General features: G+C 57.4%; 14 protein-coding genes. 10 read left to right on the top strand and 4 right to left on the bottom strand.

Features of this window, described 5'->3' with window-relative positions; all coding sequences use genetic code 11:
* Positions 1-460: 460 nt before the first annotated feature.
* Positions 461-1,264 (bottom strand): HNH endonuclease, encoded by an 804-nt coding sequence (locus QMK52_RS11410; RefSeq protein ID WP_320404099.1) that lies wholly within the window; start codon positions 1,262-1,264, stop codon positions 461-463.
* Positions 1,265-1,642: 378 nt separating this feature from the next.
* Between QMK52_RS11410 and QMK52_RS11405 the strand changes: the two genes are divergently transcribed.
* The 4 genes from QMK52_RS11405 (at position 1,643) to QMK52_RS11390 (ending at position 5,441) form a co-directional block, all read left to right on the top strand.
* Complete coding sequence (locus tag QMK52_RS11405) at positions 1,643-2,161, top strand: cysteine hydrolase family protein (protein WP_320404098.1); 519 nt, start codon at positions 1,643-1,645, stop codon at positions 2,159-2,161.
* A gap of 343 nt (positions 2,162-2,504) precedes the next feature.
* Positions 2,505-2,759 (top strand): DUF6124 family protein, encoded by a 255-nt coding sequence (locus QMK52_RS11400; protein WP_320404097.1) that lies wholly within the window; start codon positions 2,505-2,507, stop codon positions 2,757-2,759.
* A 106-nt stretch (positions 2,760-2,865) separates the two neighbouring features.
* Complete coding sequence (locus tag QMK52_RS11395; protein ID WP_320404096.1) at positions 2,866-3,891, top strand: hypothetical protein; 1,026 nt, start codon at positions 2,866-2,868, stop codon at positions 3,889-3,891.
* A 116-nt stretch (positions 3,892-4,007) separates the two neighbouring features.
* Positions 4,008-5,441, top strand: coding sequence for an ArnT family glycosyltransferase (locus QMK52_RS11390; RefSeq protein ID WP_320404095.1), 1,434 nt, complete (start codon positions 4,008-4,010; stop codon positions 5,439-5,441).
* 15 nt (positions 5,442-5,456) lie between these two features.
* On the opposite strand, the gene QMK52_RS11385 is transcribed toward QMK52_RS11390, so the two are convergent.
* Positions 5,457-5,945, bottom strand: a complete 489-nt coding sequence (locus tag QMK52_RS11385) for a TIGR00645 family protein (protein WP_005791582.1) — start codon at positions 5,943-5,945, stop codon at positions 5,457-5,459.
* Between the two features lie 162 nt (positions 5,946-6,107).
* Here QMK52_RS11385 and QMK52_RS11380 point away from each other — a divergent pair, with 162 nt between their 5' ends.
* Positions 6,108-7,931: a hypothetical protein gene (locus QMK52_RS11380; RefSeq protein WP_320404094.1), complete on the top strand. Its 1,824-nt coding sequence runs from the start codon at positions 6,108-6,110 to the stop codon at positions 7,929-7,931.
* Positions 7,932-7,937: 6 nt separating this feature from the next.
* Here QMK52_RS11380 and QMK52_RS11375 read toward each other — a convergent pair whose 3' ends face one another.
* A complete protein-coding gene (locus QMK52_RS11375; protein WP_005791586.1) occupies positions 7,938-8,255 on the bottom strand; it encodes a hypothetical protein in 318 nt (105 codons plus the stop codon).
* A gap of 314 nt (positions 8,256-8,569) precedes the next feature.
* Positions 8,570-11,008, bottom strand: a complete 2,439-nt coding sequence (locus tag QMK52_RS11370; protein WP_005791588.1) for a Lon protease family protein — start codon at positions 11,006-11,008, stop codon at positions 8,570-8,572.
* Positions 11,009-11,273: 265 nt separating this feature from the next.
* Here QMK52_RS11370 and QMK52_RS11365 point away from each other — a divergent pair, with 265 nt between their 5' ends.
* The 5 genes from QMK52_RS11365 (at position 11,274) to QMK52_RS11345 (ending at position 16,671) form a co-directional block, all read left to right on the top strand.
* The gene (locus tag QMK52_RS11365; protein ID WP_003194274.1) at positions 11,274-11,762 is read left to right on the top strand and encodes a DUF3015 domain-containing protein; all 489 of its coding nucleotides are present in this window, start codon (positions 11,274-11,276) and stop codon (positions 11,760-11,762) included.
* 91 nt (positions 11,763-11,853) lie between these two features.
* The gene (locus tag QMK52_RS11360; protein ID WP_320404093.1) at positions 11,854-13,707 is read left to right on the top strand and encodes a DUF4105 domain-containing protein; all 1,854 of its coding nucleotides are present in this window, start codon (positions 11,854-11,856) and stop codon (positions 13,705-13,707) included.
* A gap of 701 nt (positions 13,708-14,408) precedes the next feature.
* Positions 14,409-14,720, top strand: coding sequence for a chorismate mutase (locus QMK52_RS11355; protein WP_320404092.1), 312 nt, complete (start codon positions 14,409-14,411; stop codon positions 14,718-14,720).
* Positions 14,721-14,956: 236 nt separating this feature from the next.
* Positions 14,957-16,042, top strand: a complete 1,086-nt coding sequence (locus QMK52_RS11350) for a type I restriction endonuclease (protein WP_005791593.1) — start codon at positions 14,957-14,959, stop codon at positions 16,040-16,042.
* 272 nt (positions 16,043-16,314) lie between these two features.
* Positions 16,315-16,671, top strand: a complete 357-nt coding sequence (locus QMK52_RS11345) for a hypothetical protein (protein WP_005791596.1) — start codon at positions 16,315-16,317, stop codon at positions 16,669-16,671.
* Positions 16,672-16,728: the final 57 nt, after the last annotated feature.

Below are 16,728 nucleotides of genomic sequence, written 5' to 3'. Positions count from 1 at the left end.
CTACCGCATTTTCTTCGTGGTCCTTGCTTCCTATGCGCAGTTAAGAAAGCGTTAAAGGATGGGATTGAGTGTCGTCCATCTGTTAGTCACTAGACCAGATGTATTCCAAAATGCATTCCAAGTGCTGTCTACAAAATAGAAATATATCTATAAATCATAGGGTTATTAATCAGATTCAAATTACCCCGGCCCACCAAACGAACGAAAAAAGACGTCTTTTGACGTCTTTTTTTGTGCCTGAAGTCCAGTAAACACGGGGAAAAATAAATCCATCTCCTTCCTCCAGTCCCATTTTCCAGTGGAATGAAAGGCTGCTACCTATACTGTACCGATCAGGAGACCGCGTAATACCTTGAGAGCCGACTTGCCGGGTACAGTAACGGCTAATGGGCCCGCCGGTAGAATGTCACTACCCAGGGTTCAGCCTCACAAAAAACCGTTGGCTGAACACAGTAGAAAACTAAGGCTCGATTACCCATCGCCCGCGCAACATGCCTTTCAGCTCATCAACGCTCAGCGTCATATCCCTCTTGCGATGGACCACGGCGTGACAGTTGGCGCACAACGTAACGAGGTCAGTCTCAGGATTCACGGCTTTCTCACCACCAAAGTCCGAAATCGGCACTATATGGTGAACGTGAATGAACCCCTTCGCGTGCTCGCCGTACGCCTGTTCGAAATCAAAGCCACATGCCTTGCAGGCGAGCCCGTGGATAGCAATGGCCTTCACCCTCAGATCTTTCCGACGTTCGTAACGGGTTCCAAAGTAACTTGATTTGCTGCCTTCATTGGCCGATTCAAAGGTCAATGGATCGCCTTGGATATTTGGTGTGCCCTGGTCAGCCTGGGAAGACAGGAGCTTCGCATGACTTAGGATTGCATCGTAATCCAGTTGGGAAATGGACCGAACCCCGTCACGCCAATAGTTGTTCACGCGAGTAGCGGGGATCGTCTCTAGGTACATTCCGTTAATTTTCGAGGGGATAGCGCCTTCAAACGGAGTGAAGTTTTCGATCAAAGCAAAAAGGTCCCCCTTATCACTCTTCCGGTCTGCGTAGACCTTGCCGATGCGTGCCATACCAAAATAATGCGGATCGGCGCTGAGGCGGATAGAAGCAAAGGTTTTGTCCTTGATGCGTCCTTTGTAATAGATCACTTCGGTTCCTTCAGCAAGCCAGGCTTGGTACCGCTTGGGGAAGTGATAGACAGCGCCGGTTTCGTCTTGCCACTGCGATGTGTCGTTTTCAACGATGACTGCGGGCATTCCATTTCCTCTCGACTGATGGCAAAAGCCTACCAAAAATGAGGAAACTTCTTACAAAATATTCCAGCCCAACTTTTTAAGATTCTTATTCTTCATATAAATTAATAAGCTGAGAAAGCTTTTCAGCTTCCCCTGGCATCAATAAAAAAGACGCCCAAGGACGTCTTTTTTGTACTTGGCATTCCATCAACCACGATGCTAGTGTCGCCCCATGACTACCTATTGCCTCACCTCAACAACCACCACCACGACCGCATCAAGCGGAGCGTACGAGGTGTCGTGAGCCAATAACCAACGAACACTTCAAAGGCCCGCCAGCGATGGACAGGGCCTTTTTTATGCCTTGTGTCGCTGGTTCACACGCAAGGAGATGCACCTATGTACGCCCTGTTGATACTCGATATCCAAGTCGGACTCATCCACGGCCCGGAGAAACCCTGGCGCTGCGACGAACTGTTGGAAACCCTCAATACCTTGATGGACAAGGCCCGCAGCGCAGGTGCGCCGATTTTTCTCGCTCGCCACATCGGCCCCGCTGGCTCGCCAATCGAATCGGGCAGCCCGCTTACGCTGGTTGCAGAGGAACTGAAGTTGCTGGGTGGGGAAGTGGTGTTCGAAAAACGCCGGCCCAGTGCTTTTGCGATGACCGAACTGGCTGACAGTTTGCGCGCTTGCGGCGCTACAGGCGTGGTGGTCACAGGGATGAAAACGCAATACTGCGTCGACAGCACCTGCCGTGCCGCGCGTGATCTTGGCTTCGATGCGGTGCTTATCGCCGACGGTCATACCTGTTCTCATACGCCCTTGATGAAAGCCGAGGCTATCGTGGCTCATCACAATGCCACGCTCAACGGGCCGTTCTGCCAGTTGGTTCGGGCTGAGGACTGGAGCTTTTAACAGAGCCTGACGACGGGGGACGCCAACAGGGCCGAGCTTCGGAATTTTCCCGCAAGTTGCCGCGCTGTTGGTGAACTGGCGCAAGCCACCTCACAACGCTAACTTCTTTACGTCGCTGATGATCAGCGACCGGCTTTGACAGGCCGAAAAGTGTAACCTTTCACACCCCGTGATAAGGCGGCATGCTTACGCATTCCGCTCCGTTCATGGCGGCTGTGCGTGGGGCATCTTCGGGTGCGCCGGGTTCCTACACTTCCGGTCTGTCAACCCGCGTACAGCTGCCACCTATTCCTGTTTGACAGCAGGGGGGAGGCAGCTCCTTAAACAGTGTGGGAGCTTCATCATGAAAAAAATCACCCCCAATCCCCCAACCACCCTCTTCATCCTCGCCGACGACATCCACCCCGAAACCCTGCTAATCCAAGCCAGCGAAACCCTCGCCTCTCTCAACGCCATGACCACCGACCTGGCTTTCGAACTTGAAGGCGCGCACCGTCACAAGCTGCTGGCCGCTCAGCAATTGATCGTTCTGGGTGAGTTACTGGTAGAACGGGTCTTGAACACCCAGCCATTCAATACCCATCCGCCACAACCCTAAAACACGAAAACGGGCGAGCTGCCTCACCGCATCTCGCCCACTGGCATCCCCTCACACTTCCCATTACCCTGACGGCCTTTATCAGACAACCGGAAGTCAGATACCCGTGTTCAAGCCTTTCGCCGTCATCGCCCTCGCCTTCATCCCTTCATTCGCCACCGCTGCCGAGCTGGCCGGGGTTTGGCAGGGTACTTTGGGCAAGTCCGCTATCACCGTGTGTTTCAACGGCGCCGACGGGGAGCATGGCAGTTATTACTACCAGCGCATCCGTACCCCGATTCAACTGACCCAGGCCAACGACAACGCGCCTTGGGTGGAAGAAGGAAACACCGGTTTCTGGGCCCTGCAAAAACCTCAGGGCGATACCCTTTCGGGTGCCTGGAGCAAAACCGATGGCGGTACGCCGCTGCCACTGGCCCTGCGCCGCATTGGCACGGACGGCTGTGGCAGCGATGCCTATAACGCGCCCATGGAAGCCGCGCCGCTGCCGATCAAGACCGAGAAGAAGACTTTCCACAACCATCTCTACCAGCTCAAGACCCAAGGCCCCCGCGTCACGCTCAAGCTGGAGGGTGACAGCCCGGCGGTGCAGAAGATCAACCAGCAACTCGCCGCTCTGGCCGTCAATGACGAAGATCTAACCGACTATTTTTATGAGCGGCGTGAATACCTGGGTCGAAACGGCTCAGCCTATACCAGTGAGATCGAGGTTGAGCCCGCCTATTGGTCATCGCAATTTCTCACCGTGCGGTTCTACCGCTGGGCCGCAGGCCAAGGCGCCATGGGCATCAGTTGGGGCCTGCACTCCTGGAACCTGCAAACCGGTGAATCGGTTGACCCCTGGACCTGGATCGGCGGCCATCAGCAATGGTATGACGCCTATTCCGGTCACTTGAAGCTGCCGGCCGCCTTCAGCACCTGGCTGGCCAAGCAAACCACCACCGACGAGGGCTGCCCCGCGATCACCGATTACTCCAACTTTCACCTCAGCTTCAACACCCAGGGCCTGCAACTCTCGACACCGGCCAATGGTGACGGTTGCGACAACGACTTGAGCTTTACCTGGGAGCAGTTGGAGCCGGTGCTGACCGCACAAGGCAAAGCAGCAGTGCCCAGCTTGAAAATGCCCTGACGCGCCCGAGAAAAACCCCACGGCCGTTCACCAAAGGTTAAGAATCGCGCTCGTATACTCCCTGACTACCCATGACCGGTCGCCCGATCGGTCTCATGCCCCGGTAGCCAGATTCCATGACGCGCCCCGCTCCCCTGCTGCTCCTGCTTGCTGGTCTGTTGTTCTTCTTCGCCCTTGGCAACCACGAGCTGCAAGGCTCCACCGAGGCTCGGGTGTCCGGGATCGCTATGGCGATGCATCTGGACAATGACTGGGTGGTGCCGCGCCTGTTTCGCGAGCCCTTCCTGGAAAAACCACCCCTGAGTCTGTGGCTGGATGCCGGTGCGATTCGCCTGTTTGGCGCCAGCACCGGGGCGGTGCGCCTGGCGTCGGCGTTTGCCGGGTTGTTCAGCGTGATGCTGTTGTACGGGATGCTGCGTCGCTTCGGGCGGCCGCAGACGCTGGCGTTCAGTGCCGCACTGATTCTGGCGACCATGGCCAGTTACTGGGGCAATGTGCGCGGGGTGGGTGAGGATTCGTTGCTCTGCCTCGGCGTAACCACGGCCTTACTGGCGTTTTACCAGGCTGTGCGGCCCGAGCGCGATGGCTCCAGTGTGTGGGCGTGGGCGTTGTTCACCGCTGGCATGGTCATCGCCACGCTGAGCAAGGGGGTGTTGGGCCTGGCGCTGCCGGGGATCGTGATCTTTGTGTACCTGCTCAGTACCAGTCTGATGGATAAACGCCTGCGCATCGGCGACTGGCTCAAGCCGGCGCTGTTCACGCTGCTGGCCTTGGTGCCGTTGCTGATCTGGCTGGGGTTTCTGTTTCAGCGCGGTGGGATGCAGGCGGTGGGCGAGGTGTTGTGGACCAATAGCGTCGGGCGCTTCAGCGGATCGTTTGTCGAAGCAGGGCATTACGAACCTTTCTACTATTACCTCGCGAAACTGCCCGAGGCCTTCCTGCCCTGGAATATCCTGGTGTACCTGGGCCTGTGGCATTTCCGCAAAAGCCTGGTGCGCAACCGTTATCGCCTGTTTTTCAGCGTGTGGCTGGTGGCGCAGTTCACCCTGCTGACCCTGGCTTCCAGCAAACGCACGGTGTATTTGATGGCGCTGACGCCAGCCGCGGCGGTACTGGCCGCCGAATATGCGCGGGTGCTGTTGGAGTGGGCCAAAGACCGCAAGCCGGCGCTGTACCGCTACCACCGCCAGATCATCGGCGGGGTTTTCACCCTGGCCATCGCCTGCTACCTGAGCGCAGCGTTCTGGTTTGCACCAAAAGCCGATGTGCGCCACTCCTTCGTGCCGGTGATCAGCCAGGTCCAGACCCTGCAAGACGAAGGCCGAACGGTGGCGATGTTCCAGCCCAACGAACGAATCGCCGGCGCCAGCGTGTTCTACCTGCAAGCCTACCTGCCGATCCTCAAGACCGAAGCCGAGTTGCGCGCCTTCCTCACCGCCAAGCCCGGCAACGTTGCGCTGACGGACCACACCGACCGACTCAACGAGAAGGTCACGGTGATCAAGCAAATGGCGATCAACCGCCAGCCTTACTACTTCGTCGAGCAGTAAGGCCGGCGCGGGGCATCAGTGCTTGGTGAGCTTGTCCAGGTAGCCCATGGCGAACGCCGAGACCACGAACGTCATGTGGATGATCACGTACCACATCAGGTGCTGTGGATCGACGTTCTTGGCGTCCATGAAGATACGCAGCAGGTGGATGGAGGAAATCGCCACGATGGAGGCCGCCACTTTCATCTTCAGCGACGAAGAGTCCATGGTGCCCAGCCAGTTGAGCTTTTCCTTGTTTTCATCGATATCCAGCTGCGAGACGAAGTTCTCGTAGCCGGAAATCATCACCATCACCAGCAAGCCGCCAACCAGGGCCATGTCGATCAACGACAGCAGCAACAGGATCACTTCCGCTTCCAACATGGTGAAGATGTTGGGAATCACGTGAATGATTTCCTGGAAGAACTTCAGCGCCAGGATCAGCAAGCCCAGGGACAGCCCTAGGTAGATCGGCGCCAGCAGCCAACGCGAGGCGTACATCGTGTTTTCGATAAAGCGTTCCATTGAATCTCACACAGCTTGGCTAAAAATGGCGCCGAGTATACCAGCCGCCACCCGGCCCCTGTCACCGCGAGAAAACTGACCCAAGTGGCATCTGTAAGAGAATTTTTCTGCTAGTGTCGAGGCCATTAACTCGGCTCGATGATGTCGGACAGGAAAACTCAGATGATGGATGTGCGATCCCCTTTGGCCACTCTCGGCCTGTGTGCGGCGTTGCTGATGGCCAGCGGCTGCTCCCCCAAAGAAGAGCAGAAGCAGGCGACCCTCGAAGAGAAAACCGCGAAGTTCGAACAGTCCCTGGACACCATCCAGGACCCCAAGCTGCGCGATGCCATCGCGGATCTGGGCGGCTCGCTGCTGTTGCTGGAACGGGCGCGCCTCAAGCTCGCCACCAAGCCCATCGAGGCCGAGTACGGCGAAGACACCCTGGCCTTGCTCAAGCACTACCCCACGCCCCAGGCCCTGGTGGATACCTATATCAACGGCCTGTTCGTGCTGCGCAAAAGCTCTCATTCGGACTATCTGACGGATTTGCAGCCGGTCTTCCCGTTCAATTTCAACGCCCCTGACCAGTTCCCCTTCCCCCATGGCCTGGAATGGCAGTCGGTAACCCTGAGCAACAACAAAGTCATTCCCTTTCAGCCGGAATGGTCGGAAACCGACCCGGGCATCCAATTGAGCCCCAGCAGCTCCAACCTCACCAACCCCGACGACCTGACGGTGACCTACCCGTTTATCGAAGGCATCGAGACGGAAAACAAAAGCCAGCCGCAGCCCGTCAGCCTCAAGGGCGCGGTTGAAGTGATCACGCCGGGCAAAGTGCTGACCTTCGACCTGAGCAAAAAGGACGTGGGCCATAAACGCACCGAGGGCAACATCACCCTCAATCTGCTGTTGCTGGAAAAGAATTACGCCGAGATCGAACTGACCAACAGCGCCCCCCTGGCCGCAGACGTGGGCGACGAATCACCGAACCCTTTGCTGGTGCAGGCGCGGGACACTACCGGGCAATTTCTGACCCGTTCGGGCTCAATCAACGAAAGTGCCGCGCAAGTGGCGTTCTACGAGAAGCAACTGGCTGAAATGCACAAGCAGAACGCCTGGTCAGACGCCTTCGAGAAACAGCTCACCGATGAGCAAAAAGCCTTCGAACACAAGCAAACCAGCCATTACGCCAAGGTGTATTTCAACGGGCTGATCGACAACCTGCAGGTCAATGTGCTGGATTTCTCCCAGGCCACGGTTACCCACAAAGACCTGGATCTGCCGGTATTACGCTTCGACAGGAACAGTCTGCAAACCACGGTGCAGGCCCTGCCGATGCCGGTCACGGTGTATGACGACGGCGCCGCCAGCTGGCTCAAAGATGCCTCGATGACCGAGGACCAACTCAAAAGCAGCGTGACCATCAGCCAATCGACCGAAGACGCCAGCGCCGCGAAAATCGTGTTTGACCACCCTTTCACCTTTAACGACGACCTGGTCGGCGCCGAGCGTAACAACAGTGATGCGCCTATCACCTTCTTCACCGCCGACGACAAGGGCGAGCGCGGCGAGCCCATCGAGCTGCCAACCGAGGCTTTCGAGCTGAACGCAGTAAACGGCACACTGACTTACGACCTCAACCTGTTCCCGGAAACCCCGGCGTTTGTGGTGGGCTCGGTACCGCTGTTCCTGGCGACTATCGAGAAAGCCGTGATTGATGTCGCCAAGCTGCCCAAGGGCCTGTCGCTCAAGGACAACGCGCTGATCGTCGATCAAAAGGACTTCCCCTCCGACAGCTGGCGCTTCTACGCCAAGGACGCCAGCGGCAATTACCTCAAGGAAATCCTCAATGTCAGCCACCGCGCCGAGGAGTACGGCACCGCGCTGTTCGACGTGCATTACTTCTACGGCCAGCCGACTACGCTGGAGAGTTACCAGCGCACCGACCTGAGCACCGTGCAGTACGGCTTCGAGGTCAAGCTGGACAAACCAGAGAGCAAATAGCCGGCGCTAAAGGGCCAACTGCTCCTGGCCGCCATTGAGTTGGCGCAGATGGGCTTGCAGGTGCAGGCACCAGATCTGCGGCTCGTCCATTTGCTCGTAGCCATGCAAGGTCAGGCTATCAACGATGGTGCCCAGCATTCTTTCGGCCACGAAGGGCCCATGGAACGGGCCCTGGGATTTGATGGTGGAAGGCTGCTCGCCCGACATTCCGGCGGCAAACAATAGCGTCCACATGCCGTTATCCCCGGCGAGGGGGCGAATGGAGCATTCGATACGGGTGACCAGGCCCAGGCACTGGCGGGTAAGGCAAAGGTTGCGCGACATGGCGGCGCCCCTCGGTAGATCGGTGTTCAGCCCCAGCGCAAGGCGAGGCTGTTTCTATCCTGCGACTCCTGTGGATATCCCTGACTCTGAGAATAGAAGAAAAACACCACAAACCAAGGTTGTAGGGACCAACGGGCGTTGGTCCCCGAGAATGGAGTCAATTTTGTGGCACGCTAAACGTCCCTAAAGACATCACGGACCACTGTGGGAGCTGGCTTGCCTGCGATGACGGACTCATAGCCAACCTCCCAGTTGGCTGATACACCGCTATCGCAGGCAAGCCAGCTCCCACCTTAACCGAGTGATGACAGCAATCAGCTTGGCTTGGCTTCTGCCAACGCCTGCTGCGCCAGCTCTTTCTCCGCCTCCTTCAGATCTTCCTCGCTGATCATCTCGGCAATCGCGCGCAAACGCTCCACCACCCGCGCATTCACGGTGCCTTCCGGAAATTGCCCCTCGGCGTCCGGCTCACCGGCATCCTCGCCCACCAACAGGCTCAACGCCTCATCGGCCTGGCGTACCGCATAGATGTGGAATTGCTCGGCGCGCACGGCCTGCAGCACCTTCTCGTCGAGCATCAACGTGGCAACGTTGGCCTGAGGGATGATCGCCCCTTGCTCACCGGTCAGCCCGCGTGCTTCGCAGAGGCGGAAGAAGCCTTCGATCTTCTCGTTGACCCCGCCCACCGCCTGCACTTCACCAAACTGGTTGATCGAGCCGGTGATGGCAAAGCACTGCTTGAGTGGCGTCTTCGACAAGGCCGAAATCAAGGTGCACGCCTCGCCCAGGGACGCACTGTCGCCGTCCACATAACCGTAGGACTGCTCCAGGGCGATACTCGCGGAGATCGCCAGCGGGAATTCCTGGGCATAACGGCTGCCCAGGTAACCAGTGAGGATCATCACGCCCTTGGAGTGAATCGGCTGGCCGAGGTTGACTTCACGCTCGATGTCGACAATGCCGCTGCCGCCCGGGTACACCGTGGCGGAAATCCGCGCCGGTACGCCGAATGCCGAGTCGCCGACCTCCAGCACCGTCAGGCCGTTGCACTTGCCCACGGCCGCACCCGCGGTGTCGATCAGGATGACTCCGGCGAGCATGTCGTCGAGAATCCGCGCCGACACGCGGCCTGTACGCGTGGCCTTGGCCTTGAGGGCGCGCTCGATATGCCCGGCATCGGTCATTTCGTCGCCGGCCAGGTGGCGAATGAAGTCCGCCTCGCTGACCAACTGGAACAGGTCGCCAATACGCGCCGACAAGCGGCCCTGATGTTCCGCCAGGCGTGCGCTGTAAGTCGCCAGGCGCGCGACCGCATCCGAGGTCAGCGGCGCCATGCCTTCTTCCGACGTGCGGGTTTTGAGCAACTGGGCGAACTGCTCCAGGCTCTCGTCGACCATCGGGATGTCTTCGTCGAAGTCCACCAGCACCCGGAACATTTCCTGGAAGTCCGGATCGGCGTCTTGCAGCGCGTAATACAACTGGCGCGAGCCGATGATGATCACCTTCACCTGCAAGGGGATCATCTGCGGGTTGAGGGTCACGGTGGCCAGGCGGCCCAGTTCGCCCAGGGGCGACTCCATCTTCAGCTTACGCGATTGCAGGGAACGCTTGAGGGCATCCCATACAAACGGCTCGCTGAGCATTTTTTCGGCTTCCAGAATCAGAAAGCCGCCATTGGCGCGGTGCAAGGCGCCCGGACGCAGCTGGCGATAGGTGGTGTAAAGCGCGCCCTGGTCGGTGCTGTATTCGATACGGCCGAACAGGTTGTCGTAGGTCGGGTGCGGTTCAAACACCACTGGCGCACCACCGTTGACCGGGTGACCCACCACCAGGCTCGGGCAGTACTGCTCTTCAAGCAGCTTGCGCGCCTGGGCGTCGGTCTTGGCGTCGTCCACCAGTTGCTCGACCACGGTTTTAAGCAGGTATACCTGCATCGCTTGCAGGTAGCCGCACACGCCGGCGTTTTCTGCATACTTTTCCGACAACGGTGCCAGCAACGGCTGCAGGGCCAGGGTGATGGTTTCTTCGTTGAACTGGCGCAGCTGGTTGTTGGACTCGCGCTTCCACTGCGGCAGGCTGGCCAACTCTTCGTTGAGGCGCTCTTCCAACGCGGAAATATCGTTGTGGAAACGCTCGCGATCGGCTTCCGGCAGTTGCGAAAACTCGGCTTCGTCCAGCGCCTTGCCGTCGAGCATCGGCGTAAAGGCGATGTTGGAGCTGTCGCGGTACAGCGCCACGTCTTTTTCCAGGGCCAGTCGTTCGATCACATCCAGCGCCTTGTCGTAGCGCTGGTTGAAGGCCCGGTCGATGGCGCTTTTGCGCTGTTGATAAGTGGGGTGTTCAAACACTGCCGGAAAGGTGGCCACCAGGTTGTCGACCAACCCGTTGATATCGGCGATAAACGCCGCGGCGCCGCCCCCCGGCAATTCCAGGGCGCGGGGCTCGCGTGGCTCATCGAAATTATTCACATAGACCCAGTCCGCCGGGGTCTGCAGGCGTTTGCCTTCGGCTTTGAGGTAGCGTTTGACGAACGAAAAGCGGCCGGTGCCGGGCTCGCCCATCACAAACACGTTGTAACCGGGGCGTGGCATGGCCACGCCGAACTGCAAGGCTTCAACCGCACGTTCCTGGCCAAGCACACCGCGAAAGGGCTCCAAATCATTGGTGGTCGAGAAGCTGAACTGTTCAGCGGAGAAAGGGCGAGTCAGCGCTTCGGGCGCTAGACGCAAGCTGGCAGCAACAGGATCAGGCATCGGGCTTCCTTACATCAGGCGGGGCAGATGGGGGCATTCTGGCTCCGGGTTGAGCGCTCTGGCAAGGCGCGCTTTCGGGAAAGCATAGCCACCGCACGCGCCCTACAAAAAAATCGCCAGCGATTGAATGTTTATAAAAAAACACGGAACCCTAGGAACGTGCCTAAACTCCAAACTGCGCGGGTTGGACTAATAACTGGCCCCTAGGGTGCTGAGAAGCACCTGAACCCTTGTCCATTGGTTTGCACACAAAGAGAACAAAGCTATGAAACGGATCCTTCTTGGTACTCTCTTCACCGTCGTCTCCCTCAATGCAATGGCAGAAGCACCAGGTGGCCCGAACTGCGGTTGGGGCAACATGTTGTTCGAAGGCCAGCGCGGTACTCCGGCTCACTTCCTCGCTTCCACCACCAACGGCACCTCGGGTAACGCCACCTTCGGCATGACCTCGGGCACCAACGGTTGCAGCACCAACAGCGCCCTGACCTACGGCGGCAAGTCCTGGATTGCCATGAATGGCATGATGAACGAGCTGTCCGAAGACATGGCCAAAGGCAACGGCGAAGCACTGACCACCTATGCCGTGGTACTGGGTGTTGCCCCGGAAGATCGCGATCACTTCGCGGCCGTGACCCACGAGCACTTCCAGCAGATCTTCAGCAAGGCTGACGTGACCGCTGACGACGTGCACAACAACACCATTGCTGTACTGAAAAGCGATGCCCGTCTGGCGAAATACGCTACCCAGGCTTAAGCTCGACCCGCCCGCGTCTTTCGAGGCGCGGGTTTTATTTTTTCGACCTGCCCCCCTTGGGTCTTTTTTCAGTCCGACTTAAGTAGCCCCCATGCTCAAACGCCTCGCTTGCCTGGCTCTCTTCGCCTGCGCCCCGCTGCATGCGGCACCGCACCTCGACGATCAACGTTTGCAGCAACTGGCCAATGACCCGTTCTGGCTTTCGCTGGGGCATTACGAAGCCGGCAAGATCAGTGGCTGGCGCAGCTATGTCAGCGACAAGAAATTCTTCCTCGCCGCCGACGGCGCCCATCACCCGGACGCCGAACTCAAGGCCACCGTGCAAGCGCTGTATGCACCGGCCAGCCTGGGTGAGAAGCACGCCCAGTGTGTGTACCCCGCACGTACCCGCTGGCTCAAGGATCAGTTGCACCTGACTGACCTGCCCGCCCTGGACTGCAAGGAATTCACCCAATGGTTCAAGGACGTCGCACCCCATAGCGCGGTAATGATCTTCCCCGCGGCCTATCTCAACAGCCCGTCGTCGATGTTCGGCCACACTTTGCTGCGCATCGACCAGGCCGACGTGCAAAGCAACAACACTGCGCTGCTCAGCTATGCCATCAACTTCGGTGCCTATATCGAAGGCTCCGACAACAGCATCCTGTATGCCTGGAAGGGCCTGATGGGCGGCTACCCCGGCCTGTTCGCCCTGGTGCCCTATCAGGAGAAACTCTCCGAATACCGCAGCCTGGAAAACCGCGACCTGTGGGAATACCGCCTGAACCTCACCGAGGTCGAGACCAAGCGCATGGTCGAGCACGTGTGGGAGCTCAAGCAGATCCAGTTCGACTATTTCTTTTTCGACGAAAACTGCTCCTATCGCCTGCTGGAACTGCTGCAAGTGGCCCGCCCCGGCCTGCGCCTGACCGAGCAATTCCCGCTCACCGCGATCCCGACCGACACGGTCAAGGCCGTCAAGGAAGCGGGCCTGGTGGAGAAGATCGACTATCGGCCCTCCCGTGAACGCGAGTTGCTCGAACGCGCTAAACCTTTGGATAGCGATGAGCAGCAATGGGTACTGAAAATCAGCGACGATCAGAAGCAACTGCAAGAGCCGGCCTTCAAGGCTCTGGCGCGTGATCGCCAGGCGCTGATTGTGGATGCCGCCTATCGCCTTGGCCGCTACCGCGCCAACGGCCTGGAGCGTGACACCGCACGCTCCCAACGTAGCTTCGAACTGCTGCGCGCCATCAATCAGAACCCCGCGCCTGACCTTAAGATCACGCCACCTGGCTTACCCGAGAACGGCCATGAGTCGCGCACCTGGCAAGCCGGCATCGGCACCCGTGGCGACAAAGCCTTTGGTGAATATGGCCTGCGCATGGCCTATCACGACCTTAACGACAACGCCGAAGGCTTCCCCCTCGGCGCCCAGATCGAAATCCTGCAAATGAAACTGCGCCAGTACGAAGGCAATCACTGGCAACTGCAGCAACTGGACCTGGCCACCATCCGCTCGCTGACGCCGCGTAACGCGCTGCTGCAACCCTGGTCATGGCAAGTCACCGGCGGCCTGGAGCGGGTACCGGGCAAGCACGACGACGAAACCCTGGTGGCCCACATCAACGGCGGTGCCGGCGGCACCTGGCAGCTCTCCGACGACATGCTCGGCTTCGCCCTCGGCACCGTGCGTGTGGAGCACAACAATGACTTCAGCGAAGCCATCTCCCCCGCCGCCGGCTTCAACACCGGCGTGTTGTGGAAGAACCCACTGGGCAACCTGAGCCTGGAAGCCAAGGGCGATTTCTTCACCAACGGCGAAGTGCGGCGCAGCATCAGCCTCAACCAGCAATGGGAACTGTCACGCAACCTGGGCCTGCGCTTGAGCGCCCAGCGTGAGTTCAGCCACCTGTCCACGCCGGTGAATGAAGTGATGCTTGAATTGAAGTGGTATCACTACTGACTCAAGCCTGATGAAAATCAAAATGTGGGAGGGGCGGTGCGACGATTCGACTTGCTCCCGATTGCGGTGTGTCAGTCCAGTATTCAGTGACTGCCAGTTTGTCATCGGGGCATAGGTATCTACACACCTTCGGTACGACGCTAAACCTGTGGCGAGGGAGCTTGCTCCCGTGACGACGGACAGCCGACGCTTATCTACCTGACACCCCACGATCAAACTGTGGCTGGCTTGTCGGGTCGCCGCATCGCTGCGATGGCGGCCTGACAGCCGACACCGTTATACCGAGTACATATCCATTCTTGCGGTAACGGCTACTTAAGGTTCCGCCCTGACGGCGGCTCACTTTGCAAAAGCGGCAAAGTAAGCAAAACGCTCTTGCCCCACCACTCGGCACCTCGCTTAGGCTCGGTGTGCCCGTAATCCGCCATGGATTTGGTGGGCCGCCGCCACGCGCCATCCATGGCGCGGGGCGGCTAAACCGGCATCCCTGCCGGTTTACCCCCCAAATCCCTGTCGAATTCCGGCCAGCGTGGTTTAACGGGGCGCCTAAGATCAAAAGCAGATCCAAAGCGACTCGCTCCGCATCGTAGTTACCGTCGGCTGCTAAAACCTACAAAATTGTGTAGGTACCCATAGTCATCGGGGGCAAGACCCTCCCACACTTTGTTAGCATTTCTCGCCTAATCAGGAGCCCACTTAATATGGCCGTTTACTGCAATACCCTTGAAGAAGTCCGCACTAACATCGACCTCCTTGACCAGAAAATCGTCACTCTGATCGCCGAACGCGGGCACTACGTATCCCAAGCCGCACGCTTCAAAAAAGACACCGATGGCGTCAAGGCGCCGCAACGGGTTGAACAGGTGATTGCGAAAGTGCGGGATCTATCCCTGGCGGCGGGGGCTAATCCTGAGGTCACTGAGCAGGTATATCGCGCGATGATTGCGGCGTTTATCCGACAGGAATTGGCTGAATATGCTGTGCTGGACAAAGTCGGCAAGCCACAAGCCTGATCCATCCATATTATCTGCTCAGGATTACCAGTCTTTCGCCGCCAGGCACAAATTATTGGCGCTCTTGCAACCCATTGAAAAATAGGCAGGAAATTTCGGACGTCTTTTTAGCTTTTTTCAGTCGAAACAAACCGCCTCTTACCTCATTCTCTTTGTGAGGTTTTGTGTCTAGTATCGAGTGGCAATCAATTTGCCACCACTTCTATACACGGATCCGAATAGGGTAAGAGGCTTATATGGAATTTCTTGAAAAACTCACCAGCCTGGCAGCAAAAGTCCGTCTGCAAGGCCCCGCCATCCAAACAGAAGAAGCTACAAAAAATGCTTTTGTAATGCCTTTTATCAACACCGTGTTGGGTTATGACGTGTTTGACCCGCAAGAGGTGACGCCCGAATTTATCTGCGACGTCGGAACGAAAAAAGGTGAAAAAATCGACTACGCAATCATGAAAGATGGCGAGGTTCAGATACTCATTGAATGCAAAAAGATTGGCGAGTCATTGAGCATTAACCACGCGTCGCAGCTCTTTCGGTACTTTCACGTTACAAGCGCAAGAATCTCAATTCTTACCAACGGCCAGGTCTACAGATTTTTTACCGATCTGGACGCCCCTAACAAAATGGACGAAAAGCCATTTTTAGAGCTGGATCTGCTGGACATTGATGAATACTCCGTACCAGAGCTGATAAAACTTACCAAATCAGCCTTCGATGTGGACTCGATCATAAGCGCAGCGGGAGAGCTGAAATACGTCAGCCAACTCAAGAAGCTCATTGGCGCACAAGTCAGTAAACCAGAAGACGACTTCGTGAAATTTTTCGCATCCCGAGTTTACGAAGGAGTGATCACGCAGAAAGTGCGGGAGCAATTTTTCGAACTAACACGCAAAGCGTTAGCTCAATTTTTGAATGACCAAATTAATGAGCGACTGAAGTCTGCCATGAGTGGTGCAATTCAGCCGGCGATAACGTCATTGACTGTCGCGAACAGTACAAATGTAGACATGCAGGATCGAGACGAGGCAGAAGATAAAATCCTGACAACCCTTGAGGAAATGGAGGGTTACCACATCGTCCGCGCTGTCGTCCGGTCTGTTGTCGATGCCAAACGAATCGTTCAACGTGATACCCAAAGCTATTTTGGGATATTACTGGATGACAACAATCGTAAGCCCATCTGCCGACTCCACTTCAATCGTAGCCAAAAGTACCTCGGGGTATTCGACGAGGAAAAGAATGAGACCCGACACGCTATTTCATCCATTGATGAAATTTACGAATACGCCGATCAGCTAAAAAAGACAGTGGGTTACTACGAATAAAGGCTGCACCGGGAGACCGGAGTTATGGATAAAACTGTGGGAGGGGCGGTGCGACGATTCGACTTGCCCCCGATAGCGGTGGGTCAGTAACAAATAGATTGACTGACACCCTGCAATCGGGGGCAAGTCGAATCGTCGCACCGCCCCTCCCACATTTGATTTTGTGCTTGGCCAAAAGTCCTGCACATCCCTCTGACACCTCTTTCACATACAGCTGACAAATCCCCTTCTAGACTCTCCATATCAGCCGTGAATCGGCCAGGGAGTACGCCATGTGGCGGTATGCGCTAATGCTGTGTGCAGTGGTGTGGCTGGCGGGGTGCCAAACAACCCATCAGGATTTACTGGCCAAGGGTTACCCACCCGCGTTTGCCGATGGCTTTGACGACGGTTGCAGCAGCGGTCGCCAGGCTGCGGGGGTAATCACCGGAGAGTTTCGCAAGAACGTGCCGCGCTATCTGAAAGAAAAGCACTATGCCGAAGGCTGGGAGGATGGTTTCCGCCAATGCAAGGCCATGCGCGAGAGCGAAGAGCTGCGCGACTACCAGGACAACCGCAACAACGACCGCGAGCACGAGTGGCAGCAGGAAAAAGACCGCGATGCGGCCAAAGCGTATCGCTCGCAATAGGTCGTTTGCAGACATCCATCGAAACTAAAGCACGGCGAACATGGCCCAAATGCCATA

This window comes from Pseudomonas sp. P9_2, from assembly GCF_034008255.1.
GTDB classification, from domain to species: domain Bacteria; phylum Pseudomonadota; class Gammaproteobacteria; order Pseudomonadales; family Pseudomonadaceae; genus Aquipseudomonas; species Aquipseudomonas synxantha_A.
The sequence above is the reverse complement of the archived record's forward strand: the minus strand, read 5'-3'. Positions and strand labels throughout refer to the sequence as shown.

Excerpts from the sequence above, each read along its gene's own strand:
- QMK52_RS11410 (WP_320404099.1), bottom strand. The coding sequence starts at position 1,264 with ATGCCCGCAGTCATCGTTGAAAACGACACATCGCAGTGGCAAGACGAA.
- QMK52_RS11405 (WP_320404098.1), top strand. The coding sequence starts at position 1,643 with ATGTACGCCCTGTTGATACTCGATATCCAAGTCGGACTCATCCACGGC.
- QMK52_RS11400 (WP_320404097.1), top strand. The coding sequence starts at position 2,505 with ATGAAAAAAATCACCCCCAATCCCCCAACCACCCTCTTCATCCTCGCC.
- QMK52_RS11390 (WP_320404095.1), top strand. The coding sequence starts at position 4,008 with ATGACGCGCCCCGCTCCCCTGCTGCTCCTGCTTGCTGGTCTGTTGTTC.
- QMK52_RS11385 (WP_005791582.1), bottom strand. The coding sequence starts at position 5,945 with ATGGAACGCTTTATCGAAAACACGATGTACGCCTCGCGTTGGCTGCTG.
- QMK52_RS11380 (WP_320404094.1), top strand. The coding sequence starts at position 6,108 with ATGATGGATGTGCGATCCCCTTTGGCCACTCTCGGCCTGTGTGCGGCG.
- QMK52_RS11375 (WP_005791586.1), bottom strand. The coding sequence starts at position 8,255 with ATGTCGCGCAACCTTTGCCTTACCCGCCAGTGCCTGGGCCTGGTCACC.
- QMK52_RS11370 (WP_005791588.1), bottom strand. The coding sequence starts at position 11,008 with ATGCCTGATCCTGTTGCTGCCAGCTTGCGTCTAGCGCCCGAAGCGCTG.
- QMK52_RS11365 (WP_003194274.1), top strand. The coding sequence starts at position 11,274 with ATGAAACGGATCCTTCTTGGTACTCTCTTCACCGTCGTCTCCCTCAAT.
- QMK52_RS11360 (WP_320404093.1), top strand. The coding sequence starts at position 11,854 with ATGCTCAAACGCCTCGCTTGCCTGGCTCTCTTCGCCTGCGCCCCGCTG.
- QMK52_RS11355 (WP_320404092.1), top strand. The coding sequence starts at position 14,409 with ATGGCCGTTTACTGCAATACCCTTGAAGAAGTCCGCACTAACATCGAC.
- QMK52_RS11350 (WP_005791593.1), top strand. The coding sequence starts at position 14,957 with ATGGAATTTCTTGAAAAACTCACCAGCCTGGCAGCAAAAGTCCGTCTG.
- QMK52_RS11345 (WP_005791596.1), top strand. The coding sequence starts at position 16,315 with ATGTGGCGGTATGCGCTAATGCTGTGTGCAGTGGTGTGGCTGGCGGGG.